Source organism: Vibrio phycocola, assembly GCF_053850235.1.
In genome coordinates this window covers 63606-77372 of the sequence record NZ_JBSQDJ010000010.1, presented here as the reverse complement: position 1 = coordinate 77372, position 13767 = coordinate 63606, and the positions used below count along the sequence as shown (strand labels likewise).

At 41.7% G+C, this 13767-nt stretch carries 17 protein-coding genes; 4 read left to right on the top strand and 13 right to left on the bottom strand.

Going from position 1 to position 13767, the window contains the following annotated elements:
- Nucleotides 1-41: 41 nt before the first annotated feature.
- The 12 genes from ACWU4D_RS14465 to nadC all read right to left on the bottom strand — a co-directional run bounded on the left by ACWU4D_RS14465 (nt 42) and on the right by nadC (nt 8756).
- A complete protein-coding gene (locus tag ACWU4D_RS14465) occupies nt 42-320 on the bottom strand; it encodes a BufA1 family periplasmic bufferin-type metallophore (protein WP_456052149.1) in 279 nt (92 codons plus the stop codon).
- 128 nt (nt 321-448) lie between these two features.
- Nucleotides 449-727, bottom strand: coding sequence for a BufA1 family periplasmic bufferin-type metallophore (locus ACWU4D_RS14460; protein ID WP_456052148.1), 279 nt, complete (start codon nt 725-727; stop codon nt 449-451).
- Between the two features lie 73 nt (nt 728-800).
- Nucleotides 801-989 carry a zf-HC2 domain-containing protein gene (locus ACWU4D_RS14455; protein WP_456052147.1) on the bottom strand — a complete coding sequence of 63 codons (189 nt, stop codon included), beginning with the start codon at nt 987-989 and terminating at the stop codon, nt 801-803.
- Entirely contained in the window at nt 989-1621 is a 633-nt protein-coding gene (locus tag ACWU4D_RS14450) for an RNA polymerase factor sigma-70 (RefSeq protein WP_456052146.1), read from the bottom strand. The genes ACWU4D_RS14455 and ACWU4D_RS14450 overlap by 1 nt, the downstream gene beginning before the upstream one ends.
- A 168-nt stretch (nt 1622-1789) precedes the next feature.
- The gene (gene yacG, locus ACWU4D_RS14445) at nt 1790-1999 is read right to left on the bottom strand and encodes a DNA gyrase inhibitor YacG (protein WP_456052145.1); all 210 of its coding nucleotides are present in this window, start codon (nt 1997-1999) and stop codon (nt 1790-1792) included.
- A 34-nt stretch (nt 2000-2033) separates the two neighbouring features.
- Nucleotides 2034-2774 (bottom strand): cell division protein ZapD, encoded by a 741-nt coding sequence (gene zapD / locus ACWU4D_RS14440; RefSeq protein WP_456052144.1) that lies wholly within the window; start codon nt 2772-2774, stop codon nt 2034-2036.
- Between the two features lie 31 nt (nt 2775-2805).
- The gene (coaE, locus tag ACWU4D_RS14435) at nt 2806-3414 is read right to left on the bottom strand and encodes a dephospho-CoA kinase (RefSeq protein WP_456052143.1); all 609 of its coding nucleotides are present in this window, start codon (nt 3412-3414) and stop codon (nt 2806-2808) included.
- Between the two features lie 13 nt (nt 3415-3427).
- Nucleotides 3428-4285: a prepilin peptidase gene (locus ACWU4D_RS14430; protein WP_456052142.1), complete on the bottom strand. Its 858-nt coding sequence runs from the start codon at nt 4283-4285 to the stop codon at nt 3428-3430.
- A 70-nt stretch (nt 4286-4355) separates the two neighbouring features.
- Nucleotides 4356-5579 (bottom strand): type II secretion system F family protein, encoded by a 1224-nt coding sequence (locus tag ACWU4D_RS14425; RefSeq protein ID WP_456052141.1) that lies wholly within the window; start codon nt 5577-5579, stop codon nt 4356-4358.
- A complete protein-coding gene (locus tag ACWU4D_RS14420; RefSeq protein WP_456052140.1) occupies nt 5551-7254 on the bottom strand; it encodes a GspE/PulE family protein in 1704 nt (567 codons plus the stop codon). The genes ACWU4D_RS14425 and ACWU4D_RS14420 overlap by 29 nt, the downstream gene beginning before the upstream one ends.
- Before the next feature lie 6 nt (nt 7255-7260).
- Complete coding sequence (locus ACWU4D_RS14415; protein WP_456052139.1) at nt 7261-7695, bottom strand: pilin; 435 nt, start codon at nt 7693-7695, stop codon at nt 7261-7263.
- Nucleotides 7696-7865: 170 nt separating this feature from the next.
- Nucleotides 7866-8756: a carboxylating nicotinate-nucleotide diphosphorylase gene (gene nadC, locus ACWU4D_RS14410; RefSeq protein WP_456052138.1), complete on the bottom strand. Its 891-nt coding sequence runs from the start codon at nt 8754-8756 to the stop codon at nt 7866-7868.
- 157 nt (nt 8757-8913) lie between these two features.
- Here nadC and ampD point away from each other — a divergent pair, with 157 nt between their 5' ends.
- Complete coding sequence (gene ampD, locus ACWU4D_RS14405) at nt 8914-9459, top strand: 1,6-anhydro-N-acetylmuramyl-L-alanine amidase AmpD (protein WP_456052176.1); 546 nt, start codon at nt 8914-8916, stop codon at nt 9457-9459.
- A 10-nt stretch (nt 9460-9469) separates the two neighbouring features.
- Here the strand turns inward: ampD and fldB are convergent, their stop codons facing one another.
- Nucleotides 9470-9988 (bottom strand): flavodoxin FldB, encoded by a 519-nt coding sequence (gene fldB / locus ACWU4D_RS14400; protein ID WP_456052137.1) that lies wholly within the window; start codon nt 9986-9988, stop codon nt 9470-9472.
- Nucleotides 9989-10176: 188 nt separating this feature from the next.
- On the opposite strand from fldB, the gene xerD reads away from it, so the two are divergent.
- The 3 genes from xerD to recJ are packed head-to-tail and all read left to right on the top strand — an operon-like array spanning nt 10177 to nt 13570.
- Nucleotides 10177-11073 carry a site-specific tyrosine recombinase XerD gene (xerD, locus tag ACWU4D_RS14395; RefSeq protein WP_456052175.1) on the top strand — a complete coding sequence of 299 codons (897 nt, stop codon included), beginning with the start codon at nt 10177-10179 and terminating at the stop codon, nt 11071-11073.
- 11 nt (nt 11074-11084) lie between these two features.
- On the top strand, nt 11085-11819 hold the full coding sequence (gene dsbC, locus ACWU4D_RS14390; RefSeq protein WP_456052136.1) for a bifunctional protein-disulfide isomerase/oxidoreductase DsbC: 735 nt from the start codon (nt 11085-11087) through the stop codon (nt 11817-11819).
- A gap of 11 nt (nt 11820-11830) precedes the next feature.
- Nucleotides 11831-13570, top strand: a complete 1740-nt coding sequence (recJ, locus tag ACWU4D_RS14385) for a single-stranded-DNA-specific exonuclease RecJ (protein ID WP_456052135.1) — start codon at nt 11831-11833, stop codon at nt 13568-13570.
- Nucleotides 13571-13767 lie beyond the last annotated feature (197 nt).

Genomic DNA, 13767 nt, shown 5'->3' with positions numbered 1-13767 from the left:
CTTACTTCTTTTGTTCTATGTTCTAAATAGTGACTTATCACTTAAAATTCTTTAAGTTGACCAAAGCCAGTGTCAGATGTTGGAGATTCCATTGTGGTACAGGTACCAGCAGGAACGAGTTTCCAAGCATTGCTTTGGTAATCTGTTTTTGATGTGCCAGCACATGAAGTACCAGGGCCAGCAGCACAGTCATTTTGCCCAGCAAGAGCAACACCAAAACATTTCTCTTTATCGGCAGCTTGTGCTGGCATAGTCGCCGCTGCTAGTGTTACTGCTGAAGTTAGTGCTAACGCTAGTGTCGATTTAGTCGTGTTTTTCATATCTGTTCCTCACTATTCATGTTTAATATTTGATGTGGCTGGTTATCAATATGTTAAAAATAAATGAATTAAATTTAATTGTAGTCGCTCTGTCAGGGATTTCTGACTAAAAAAGAGTATTTAATAACTTAAAATTCTTTTAGTTGACCAAATCCAGTATTAGATGTTGGAGATTCCATTGTGGTACAAGTGCCAGCAGGAACGAGTTTCCAAGCATTGCTTTGATAATCTGTTTTTGATGTGCCAGCACATGAAGTGCCAGGGCCTGCTGCGCAATCATTTTGTCCAGCAAGAGCGACGCCAAAACATTTTTCTTTATCGGCTGCATGAGCAGGTAGTGTGGCTGCAGCTAGAGTAACTGCAGAAGTGAGAGCAAGTGCTAGTGTTGATTTAGTCGTATTTTTCATAAGTGTTTCCTATTAATTTGGATTCACTTATTTGACGTAGGGTCGGTAGAATCTATTACACAAAAAGATAAAATTATTTTTCTTTTTTATCTTTTTGTAAGTAAGCCTTTGAAATGTTACTAATTTCTTCCATCTGTTGCCCAAAGCGACGGCACCCAGGACACATGGCTGTATGCAACGTAAGCGCGACTTTTTCTTTAGATTCTAAAGGTCGCTCTAAACGTTCTGAGAGCAATTGGGTGGCTTGTTTACAATTTAACATTATGCGGCTCCTTCTTGACAAAACCAGTTATTTTCGAGGCACTCGCGCAATCGTAAACGTGCTCGATATAGAGTAACGTTGAGATGACTGACGGTGATCTCTTCATTTTCAACAATTTCATTACTCTCAAGCTCAAGGAACTCTCTCATCATAAACAAACGTGAATAACGAGCAGGTAACCCTTCTAAACAGGCTTCAAACACACGCCAAAAATGCTCACTCTCAACACCGTTATCAGGTTGATTCCATTTAGCTGGTCGTTCGTGCTTATGCCAGTGACCATTTTCTTTAAACAATTGGTCCATGAGAGCATCGCCGTTTAGACCTTTTCCTTCTTCTAACTGACTTGCAACGGTGAGTCGTTTTTCTTTACGTAAAAGATCGATCAGTTTGTTTTTCAAGATTGAAAAGATCCAAGTTTTTATAGCTGATTTTCGTTCAAATTTATCTAAATGTTGATACGCTGAAATCATCGCTTCTTGAACAGCATCTTCCGCTAACTGAAAGTCTTGTACTTGTAGTTGAGCAAATTTCAGCATATCAACACGCAGTGATTCCATATAAGTACTATCCATAAATGGATTGGTACTAGATTCAGGTTGTTCGAAGCTTGATTCAGTGGCTGAGTTCATTATTGCTTCACCTTCTTGTTTGATTAGACGGACAGTCCATTAATTTTATAACACTCTTTAGTTAAAAAAAATTTAACCATAAAAAAAAAGAGCCATTTAGACTCTTTTAGTACCTATTTCTCATTTATTAAAGCAATTACAAAAAACATAGAAATCATAGATAGTTAATTAATGCTTATAGCCTTCTGGCGCTTCTGACCAGTTATCACCATCCGACATATCAGGAGCTCCAGGGATAGAAACTTCTTCATTTGCCCATTCTCCAAAATCAATCATTTGGCACTTCTTACTGCAAAATGGGCGGAAGGGACTATGTTCACTCCACTCGACTTCTGTTGCACATTGTGGGCATTTTACTTTAATGGTCTTTTGGGTCATATCAATTAAACTTTTAAATGAATGTAAATACTAACTAGCTGCAAATAGCCAATTCAAATTCGATGTCTTGTTGGGTTGCTTTACCTGATTCAAACTCTATGAATTTGATGGCAAAGCGATTTTTATGGCCTGAAATCATCGGAAATACACCGTGTTCCAATGGGATATCTAGGCGGAGCATACTTGCATTTTCGGTATCACACTGGAAAAAACCTCTAGCGGCTAATTTAGCGTCGGCACTTCCTGTTTGACGAGCAAGTTTAAGCCATAAAGACAAGCCTTGCTTTAAAGGTAGCAAAGGATCGGTCCATTTATGAGCATCACCCTGCTTTTGCTCGATCGGAAGGCTAAGCCAATAATGAAGCGCTGGCAAATCAAAGCTACAAGATCCTCCAGGCAAGCTGAAGCGTTGTTTTATCGAGTTAAGGAAGCGATCTTCTTTTAGCGATACACCAAACCGTTCTGATTTCATTATATCTTGATGTGCGGTGTCTATATCATTTAATAGAGCGAGCAAGGTACTTTGATCGACGCCTTCAACATCAAGCCAACTACGATACATTACTCGCTGTTTATCTAGGTCTTTTGCTAATTCATTGCGCAGCTGTATTTGCTCCGAGATATCAACCAAATCAAATAGAGAGCGAAAAAAGAGTTGATAGTCCGACTCACGAGAGAATTGAGTTGATTTATCTATTTGAGCTAGCAGCGATTCGACTCTCAAATAGATTCGTGTTTTTTCATTTAATGGATGTTCAAACTTATGCGTAGTCATCAGTTAGCCTTTATCTATACAGATTTTATTTTTACAAGTTTTCGTCACACATGGCTAGATACTTTTGATGTAATTTCGTGACCATTTGTAAAAGTTCATCATTTGAGAATTGATTTTTAATCACATCATCGGCAACCGCTAAGCGTTGTTGACGTGATGCTTGCGAAGCAACAATTCGTTTTGCATGTTCTCGATCGATTTCATCTCGTTGCATCGTACGTGTTATTTGTATTTCTTCATCGACATCAATAACCAATATGCGGTCGGCCATTGATTGCAGGTTATTCTCTACCAGAAGTGGAATAACCAATAATGTATAAGGAGAATGAGTTTCATCGAGTGCTTCAACCATTCTTCGTCTTATCATTGGGTGGAGTAAATTATCTAGCCAGGCTTTTTCTTTGGGCTGGCTAAATATAATGTGTCTTAATGCAACTCTATCTAGTGTACCGTCGTCCTGTATTACTTTGTTTCCGAAATGTTCCGTTATCCTCAATAGCCCTTCAGAATTAAGAGATACAACATCTCGAGCAATAATGTCGGCATCAACGATTTCGATACCAAAGTGTTGCTGAAATAGATTTGCCACGGTCGTTTTTCCGCTAGCAATGCCTCCGGTCACACCGATTATTAATCCCATGTACTTTCCCTCATCAAGAAAAATACCAACTCAGTATGTTGTATTTCCATATTAATACGACCCATCCAGCGATTGCTAGATAAGGACCAAAAGGGAACGTATTTTCAAATTTTTTGCCTTTGATGATTAACATCGTAATACCCGCGATGGCACCAACAAGAGATGATACGAAAATAACCATTGGTAGTGATTGCCAGCCAAGCCAAGCTCCTAAGGCGGCGAGCAGTTTGAAATCACCGTAACCCATTCCATCTTTACCGGTTAAAATACGAAATATCCAATAGAGAGACCAAAGTGATAAATAACCAAACATTGCACCTAACACTGAGTCCTGCAAAGAAACGGGCGAAATTTGATTGATTGACAATGCAATACCAGCCCACATCAAGGGTAGAGTTAGGCTATCAGGTAGCAGCATGGTATCCAAATCGATAAAAGAGGCCGCGATCAACACATAAGTAAATATCATTAAGGCGATGGCATAGCTGCTTAAACCAAAATGAACCGCTATGACGCCACTTAATACTCCACCAAGCAATTCGACTATTGGGTAGCGTGCAGAAATGGGTTTATGGCAATCGTGACATTTTCCTCGTAATAACAGCCAACCAACGACTGGAATATTATGCCAGGGGCGAATTTTATGATGGCAATGAGGGCAAAAAGAGTGCGGCAAACTTAAATTAAGCGAAGGCGATGGATCGAGTTCAATATTATGCTCAGGAAAGGCTTCTTGCAGTTCTTTTTTCCAATTTACTTCCATCATCTTGGGTAGACGATAAATTACCACGTTTAAAAAACTGCTGATAATTAGTCCGACTAAGGTCGCAAGCAGTGGGAATAACCATATATTGTTGTGAAAAACGTCCATTCGATATTAGCTCAAAGTGTTGCTAAGACAAGGGTATAGGTAAAGTAACACCCGAATGCGAATCAGTATACTATCCTAATACGTTCATTAAGTTAAAGATTGGTAAATACATTGCCACAACTAAACTGCCGACAATTGCTCCTAATGTAACGATAACTAATGGTTCTATCAATTTCTCAAGATTATCGACAGCGTTATCGACGTCTTGTTCAAATATTTTTGTCGTTTGATCCAATGCTTGCCCTAACGTGCCAGACTCTTCTCCCACCATAATAATTTGAATCGAAAACTCTGGAAATACCTCCGTGTCGCGAAGTGCGGTATGAAGTGGTGTTCCCATTGATAGTTGAGATCTTACTGAAGAAATTGTATGTATAAACTTAAGATCATTGGTTGAGCGAGCCGCGCTATCGATAGCATCAAGTATCGGTATACCACAATGGTAGTTTGCTGATAACGTTTGGCAGAATCGAGCTATGGTCGCCTTTTGATTTAATTTTCCAATGATAGGCAACTGAGTTTTTATCAAGGCCCAGATGCGTTGAAATTGAGATGACGAGCGTAACAAGGAACGCATAAGAAGTGAGATGAATAGAGTGATGATGAGTACGTGACCTCCTTGTTGAGTTAAAAAATGAGAAAGGGATAAAATGTTTTGAGTAAACCAAGGCAATTCGGCTCCCAAGCTGCGGAACATAGCGTCAAATTTAGGAATAATCTGAGTGAGCATTAGATAGGCTAAAACTAAAGCAACGATCAAAACAACACTAGGGTAGATCATGGTTTTTTTTACTTTAGTAATGAGTTGCTGTTGTTTTTCTATATGCCTTGTTAAACGTTCAAATGCTTCTGCTAACTGCCCAGCACTCTCACCAGCTTTAATCAATTCTGATACCACACCTTGAAAAGACGAGTGACTTTGATGGAGAGCTTCTGCCATATTGGACCCGTTAGCTATCTCTTGACGCAATCGTTCTAACAGTTGAATTAACCCTGCTTTTGTTGCTTGAGAAGATGCTAACTCAATAATTTGCAATACAGAAAGGCCTGCGGAAAGCATGGTGGCAAATTGGCGGAGTAAAAGGTGACGCTCTTGGCGAGTGACACGTTGATCTATACATTCTATCCATGTCAGGCGACGGCCAGTAATTTTTGTAATCATTAACTGTTGTGGCGCTAATAGGGCCATTGCTTGCTGTTGAGTTAGCGCGATAAGCTTTCCGTGTTTCTTTCTCCCCTCAGGAGAAATACCGTGCCAATGGTATTTATAGATTGGAATTGATGTTTGGCTCATGATTGTCTTTCCATTGAGTGTTTTGTGTGGCACTTGAATCAGGATCAACCACCCGTGACAGTTCTTCGAGAGATGTTAGCCCCTGTTTAACGAGCAATAATCCTTGTTGCCACAATTCGCAGTGTCTTGGTCCTGGATGAGAAAGTGCATTCGTTTTCGGTTGTGGTTGATAAAAATCATACAAGCCCACTCGTCCTCGGTAGCCGGATAGGCAGTGGCGGCATCCAATTGAATTTGCAAGGTAATGTCGGCTCAAGCCATAAGTGTGAGACGTGATAGTTTCGATTTGTTCAAACTTGCAATGCGGACAAAGTTTTCGCACTAAGCGTTGAGCAATCACCATTTTTAAACTGGCATCCAGTTGGTACTTTTCAATGCCCATTTGATTCAATCTCGTTAAGGTTTCGTAAGCGGAATTGGTGTGCAGTGTGGAGAGAACCAAGTGACCAGTTTGAGCTGCTCTTACCGCCATCTTTGCTGTCTCTATATCGCGAATCTCACCGACCATGATGATGTCTGGGTCTTGACGTAATAGGGCTCGTAACACGGTAGAGAAATCGAGGCCAATGGGCTCATTGATCTGAATTTGGTTGACGCCAGATAGTTGAATTTCAATCGGGTCTTCTACCGTTGAAACGTTACGTCTCTCTTGATTGAGGTATTGTAATGCCGCGTACAATGTTGTGGTTTTACCACTTCCTGTCGGTCCGGTGACGAGAATGAGGCCTTGTGGAGCTCGCAGTTGATTATGAAGGCTTTCAAGTTGATCCGACGATAAGCCTAATCTATCGAGAGGGGTATGTGAGTGGCTGCTGCCAAGAATACGTAGAACGACTTTTTCGCCCCAAAGTGTTGGTATGGTAGACACGCGTAGATCAAGCTTATGTTGTTGATCAAGCGAAAATTTAATTCGACCATCTTGAGGTAATCGCTTTTCAGCAATATTGATTTGAGCAAGTAATTTTAATCTCGAGGCAAGTCTGCGATTTAAATGTGAATCAGGAGAGTGAGTTGTGGTAAGCAGACCATCAATTCTCATACGTACGCGATAGTGTTGTTCAAAGGGCTCGAAATGGATATCTGAAGCACCTTGTTGGACACCATGGAGGATAATTTGGTGAATATATTGTCCGATCGGCGTTGAATGTGATTGTTCCTCATTATGCTCAGTGCTCTCGATATCTGGTAGTGAAATCATTGGATCTGGTGGTGTGTGTTGATAGAGAGGTGTTTTCGGTTCAGAGAGACGGGAGGAGTCCAAGCTATCGATGAGTTCTATCGCTTGGGCAATATCGCAGAGTTGACGTTGAATATGAAAGCCCGTGGCAAATTGAAAGGCTAATATACTTTCATGATCGCAAGGATCTACAACCGCTAAGGTTAGCCAATTATGCTGAAGAACGACAGGAATTGCATGATGGCGGATAACCAATTCTTCGAGATCTAAATCATAAATTAGCTCTGTTGATGACTGAACGTCGACAGGGTGGAGAGCTAGCTGAAACATTGCTGCACAATGTTCAGCTAGAGAATAAGTATTGATCTCCGCTTGGCTTGCGATTGCTTGTGGCAAGGTGATTTGCCGCTGGCTACATAGGTCGCAAATATTGTCTATTTGTGAGGTGTTTAAGAATTTACTCTTCTTAAGCACCTCAAGTAAGTTGGACTGATTCATCTCAAATTAACTGCCTGTGGCCGCAGCACATGACTTTAATGTCACCTCCGTATCCTGCGAACATTGCCATCCTTTATCTTCGGATTTGGTAAAGGTCACGAATTTACCATCAAGTTGTGCGTCAGTTGTGAAAGTAAATGTGACCGTGCCATAAGCTGTAGTTCCAGTTTGGGTTAGTGCAATAGTGCCCAATGGTGTCATGTTAGAGCTTGCTCCTATGTCCTTTAAATCAGTGGGGAATTCGTCTTTGTTTTGGATATAAAGGTCGATATTGGTAAGTAATGAACTGACAGTACTCACTGCAACGGAGGCTTCTGAGGTTTTGGTGTGGTTTTGATACGCGGGAACGGCGACTGCCGACAGTATCCCAATAATGGCAACCACAATAAGCAGCTCAATAAGGGTAAAACCCGATTGTTGGTGTTGACGATAGCGTGACATCGCTTTCTCCTTGGTCATAAGTGACGGTAATGGGAGAAGTGATGATGAAAAGGTTTACTATGAGATTCGAGGGCTAGGTGGGGCGGATACGATAGGGGGAGAAGTTTATCATGCTGAATAAACACCTCCCCCTGTCAATTTTTCGAGCTAACTCGTAAAGTGGTCTCTATTTAATCTTGCAGACGCATTGAAAGATCGAGAGCCTGAATGTTCTTAGTCAGTGCACCAACAGAAATATAATCGACACCGGTAGCGGCAAAGCTCGAAATTGTTTCGAGAGTGACATTGCCGGACGTTTCGAGATCGGCACGGTCTGCATTTATCTTCACCGCTTCTTTCATCATATCGGTAGAAAAGTTATCAAGCATGATGATATCAGCGCCGGCATCTATGGCTTGTTGCAGCTCTTCCAAGCTCTCGGTTTCAATTTCGACAGGTTTTCCTGGATTGAGTGCTTTAGCTTGAGATATGGCTTGTTCAATACCACCACAGGCAATGATGTGATTTTCTTTAATTAGATATGCATCAAAGACACCAATACGATGATTGAAACCACCGCCACAGGTCACTGCGTATTTAAGCGCATTGCGCAGCCCAGGAATGGTCTTTCGCGTATCGAGTAGCTTACATTGAGTTCCTGCCAATTGTTCTACGTACTTTGCCGTGATAGTCGCGCAGCCAGAAAGGGTCTGAATAAAGTTCATTGCATTGCGTTCACCGGTAAGTAAAGCTCGAGCAGGGCCCGTTAAGGTACAAATTTTTTGGTTGGGAACAAGAGTATCGCCATCACTTACGTGCCAGTCGATACTTACTTGATTTCCAAGCTGCTTGAATACTTCTTCTGTCCAAGCTTGACCACAAAATATGCCGGCTTCACGAGTGATTAAAATTGCCGTACTCTGTTTATCGACAGGGATAAGGGAAGCTGTGATATCGGCACTAGCGTCGAGCACACCACCGAGATCCTCTTTTAGTGCTTCGGTCACGAAGTTTGCAATATCGCGAGGAAGTTGCTGTTTAAGATAATCGAGGCGAGCTTGGCTATTATGAGTATTTTTCATCGCATTTCTTATTTCGAGTTTGAACAGTGTGGGCATGATACGATGACTGTTAATGAAATTCAGCTATAAATCTAAAAAAGAGGGCGGTTGTAGTAAAACAAACCACTCATTTTTGAAGGATAATGATATAGAGCGTGGTATGGATAAGAAAAATAGCATGATTGATGATTTTGGATGGTACGCTCCGGCAAGAAAAGTGGAATCTCCTTTCTATAATAAGCGTCAATCTGTTGCGGATATTTCACTGCTGGTGGTGCACAATATTAGCTTACCCCCTGGTGAGTTTGGTGGGCCGTATATCGAGCAATTGTTTAGTGGGACTCTTGATCCTCAAGCACATCCATTTTTCAGTGCTATTGCAGGTTTGGAAGTGTCAGCACATTGTTTAATTCGTCGTGATGGAGAGATCGTTCAGTTTGTTCCTTTTACTGCACGAGCTTGGCATGCGGGAGCATCAAGCTTTGCTGGACGCGCTAATTGTAATGATTATTCGATCGGTATCGAGCTTGAAGGCACAGAATTTGTGGCTTACACCGAAGCGCAATATCAAGCGTTAACGGAAGTTACTCACGCGATTCAACAGCAATACCCAGCGATTACCAATAATCATATTACTGGGCACCAATATATTGCGCCCCTGAGGAAAAGCGATCCAGGATTAAGCTTTGATTGGCGGCGTTATCGTACGTTGCTAAAAAACTGAGACTGAAAGATTAAAGGCTCTCTTGGTACTCTTGAAGAATTTGCTCACACCACGCCGCAATACGTTGATCACTCAATTCATATTGGGAATCTTCATCTAATGCTAGGCCAACGAAAAACTCTTGGTCGTCGGTGAGAGCTTTGGAGGCTTCAAATTCGTAACCTTCATTTGGCCAATACCCTAAAAATCGCACGCCAGAGTTAAGCAATTCATCATGCAGTAAACCCATGGCATCAAGATACCATTCACCATAGCCTTCTTGGTCTCCCAAGCCAAACAGCGCAACGTGCTTTCCTTCAAGATCAGGTAGTTTGATGCGATCCCATATGGCTTGCCAATCTTCTTGGATCTCGCCAAAATCCCAAGTTGAAATGCCGAGAATTAAGAAATCATAATTCGCCATGGTTTCTATGTCGGTGTCTTTCACATTATGAATATCAACGAGTTCTTCTCCGATGATTGCGCGAATTTTCTCTGCAGCCATTTCGGTATAACAGGTGGTGGAGCCGTAAAATAGACCAATTTTCATAATGTTCTGGATACTAGTAAATAATAAATGAAGTGTACTCTGAAGCAGGAAAGGGCTCAAGGTCGAAACTTACTTGAGGTTTTTTTGTCAACTATTGAAACAACTTTGTTGGTTAGCTATGTACATTTTGTGTTATTAAGAATAAATAAAAGGGAAAAACGAGAGTGGTAGAGTAAGTGAACCCGAAAGTGTCACCTGACCAAGGCCTGATTGAACAGTTTTTAGATGCGATGTGGGTGGAACGCGGTTTGTCGGAAAATACCGTTCTATCTTATCGCCGCGATATTCAAAAATTACTTCAATGGTTAGAGTCGCACGAACTTTATCTCAGCGTTGTTTCTTTAGATGACCTTCAGAATTATCAGGCTTGGTTGTTCGAGAAGGGATATAAACAGACTTCCCGTGCAAGAATGTTGTCTGCTATTCGTCGCTTGTTTCAATATCTTCATCGCGAGAAAGTGCGAGTGGATGACCCTAGCGCGTTGCTGGTTTCGCCTAAATTGCCGCAGCGACTACCGAAAGACTTAAGTGAAGCGGATGTTGATACGTTGCTCAACGTCCAGAATACTTCCGATCCCATCGAGTTAAGAGATAAAGCAATGCTAGAGTTGCTTTATGCTACCGGACTTCGGGTAACAGAGTTGGTCAGTTTAACGATGGAAAACATCAGCTTAAGACAAGGTGTCGTTCGAGTATTTGGTAAAGGTGGAAAAGAGCGTTTGGTTCCAATGGGTGAAAATGCGATTGAGTGGATTGAACAATTCATTCAATCTGGTCGTCCTGTGTTGCTAGGTGAAAAAACCTCGGACGTTCTTTTTCCAAGTCGCAGAGCACAAATGATGACGAGACAAACTTTCTGGCATCGAATTAAACATTATGCCGTTGTGGCGGGCATTGATGTTGAAAAACTCTCGCCTCACGTATTACGCCATGCTTTTGCGACGCATTTACTTAATCATGGTGCGGACTTGCGAGTTGTACAAATGTTGTTAGGTCATAGTGATTTATCAACTACTCAAATTTATACCCATGTTGCTACTGAGCGACTAAAACAAATTCATAGCGAACATCACCCAAGAGCCTAAGAGGACTATTTATGCGTATTTTACGCCAACTACTTTCTACCATTTCAGCCGTCATTGTATTGTTAACATCGAGTTTTGCTTGGGCTGATACCGGTGACAGTATAAAAGAAAAATTGGCAGAAATTGGTGTGGAGGTCTTAGAAGTTAAGCCTTCAGATGTTGATGGTTTACTTGAATTAAATACAAACCAAGGTGTTTTATTTACCACCTCTGACGGGGAATATTTTATCTCTGGGACACTTTATCATCTCGATGAAAGCGGCAATCTCACTAACGTATTAGCGAAACGTCAGGCCCCACTTAATGCAAAAGCGATTGCGGAATATCGTGATGATATGATCGAATACAAAGCTGAAAATGAGAAATTCGCTGTGACTGTTTTTACAGACATTACTTGTGGCTATTGTGTAAAACTTCACAGCCAGATGAGTGAATACAATGCGTTGGGGATTACGGTTCGATATTTGGCTTTCCCACGTCAAGGCTTGAATAACGAGGTGGCTAACGTGATGGCTGATATCTGGTGTGCTGAAGATCCAAAAAAAGCGATGAACGACGCGAAAGCCCACCAAAAGCTTCCCCAACCTATTTCTGACGAAGCCTGTAAGAGTAAGGTTCCAAATCATTATAACCTTGGACATACATTGGGAGTCCAAGGTACTCCTGCAATCTTTTTACCTGATGGTTCAATGCTAGGTGGATATCTTCCACCTCAGACTTTACTGGAACGTTTGGAAAATCTTTAAAGTAGATATTTATGATAGAAATTCAGCGACGCACGAAGGTAGAAGATCATTCATTACCAGACTCAATACCGACGCTGCTCAGGCAGATTTATTCCAGTCGAGGTGTGGAAAATGAGCAGCAACTTGATAACGGAGTACGTTCACTTCATAGCTATCAAAAATTACATGGTATTGATCGTGCCGTAGAATTGCTGTTCGAAGCCATAAAGCAGCAACAACGAATTATTGTTGTTGGCGACTTTGATGCCGATGGTGCGACGAGCTCTGCACTCTCGGTATTGGCGTTGCGCATGCTAGGTAGCAATAATGTCGATTACTTGGTGCCTAATCGTTTTGAAGATGGATATGGCCTCAGCCCCGACGTTGTCGACCAAGCTATTGAGCTTGGTGCAGAGTTTATTATGACCGTGGACAATGGCGTGTCTTCTATCGATGGCGTTAGTTATGCTAAAGAGAAAGGCTTGGTGACTGTGGTGACCGACCATCATTTGCCGGGTAGTGTCATGCCAAATGCCGATGCGATGGTGAATCCTAATTTACCCGATTGTCATTTTCCTTCAAAAGCGCTTGCGGGTGTTGGTGTCGCATTCTATTTGATGATGGCATTATGTGTGGCGATGCGTCAATCCGGTTGGTTTCAAGCTCAAGGTGTGAGAGAGCCGAAACTGATGGAACTGATTGATTTGGTTGCATTAGGCACGGTCGCGGATGTTGTGCCATTGGATGAAAATAATCGAATTCTCGTTCATCAAGGATTGCAACGAATTCGAGCAGGCAAGGCGAGACCTGGCATTCAAGCATTGATTGAAATTGCGAAACGAGATGCTCGACGTTTGGTTGCAGCGGATTTTGGTTTTGCACTCGGCCCTAGAATTAATGCTGCTGGACGTCTGGATGACATGTCATTCGGAGTCGAACTGCTAATGTGTAATGATATTCATGCTGCTCGAAGAATGGCCAGTGAGCTCGATGGGTTAAATCAAACTCGTCGTGATATCGAGCAAGGGATGAAGCAGGAAGCACTCGCATTTTGTGAACGACTTCAATTTGGCGAAAAACATGACCTTCCTTATGGCATTGTATTGTTTCAGCGAGACTGGCACCAAGGTGTGATAGGTATTCTCGCATCTCGGATTAAAGACACTTATCACCGGCCTGTGATTGCGTTTGCCGATGGCGGAGAGGGGATTTTAAAAGGCTCTTGTCGTTCTATTTCTGGACTCCATATGCGAGATGCGCTCGACCTTATTGATACCCAAAACCCCGGTATTATTCTTAAATTTGGCGGTCATGCTATGGCTGCAGGTTTAAGTATTAAAGAAGAAAACTATCAACAGTTCGTTGCTCTGTTTGATCAAGTCGTGCGGCAATCTATTGATGAGAGTGCGTTAAAAGGCATTATTATGAGCGATGGGGAATTAGCTCCAGAAGAGTTTTCACTGAGTACGGCGGAAATTCTTCGGGCTGGTGGGCCTTGGGGGCAGTCGTTCCCTGAACCTATTTTTGATGGGGAGTTTAAAGTCTTACATCAGAAATTGGTAGGGGGCAGTCATTTGAAATTGATGCTAGAGCCTCTACATAAAGGCTTCTCGACCAACAAAATGATCGATGCTATTGCGTTTAATATTGATGTTCGTCGTTGGCCAGATCCTGCCGTAAAAACCATTCAGTTAGCCTATCGACTCGATATTAATGAGTTTCGGGGTAATCAAACTCTTCAACTTATGATTGAGCATATTGAAGCTCGATAAGCGGTATTATTTACCAAAGATTGGAGTAAATTAAGAGGACTATAGGGTTCTCTTGATTTTATTTGTCATACAAAAATCCTTTCCTAGCAATGGCTTATGTTACGCTAATAAATGGTATTACCAATATTGAGTAATTAAAAAGCATATTTTTTGTAAGGGAATTGTGAACGTGTGATCGATTTCATGATTTATATCAA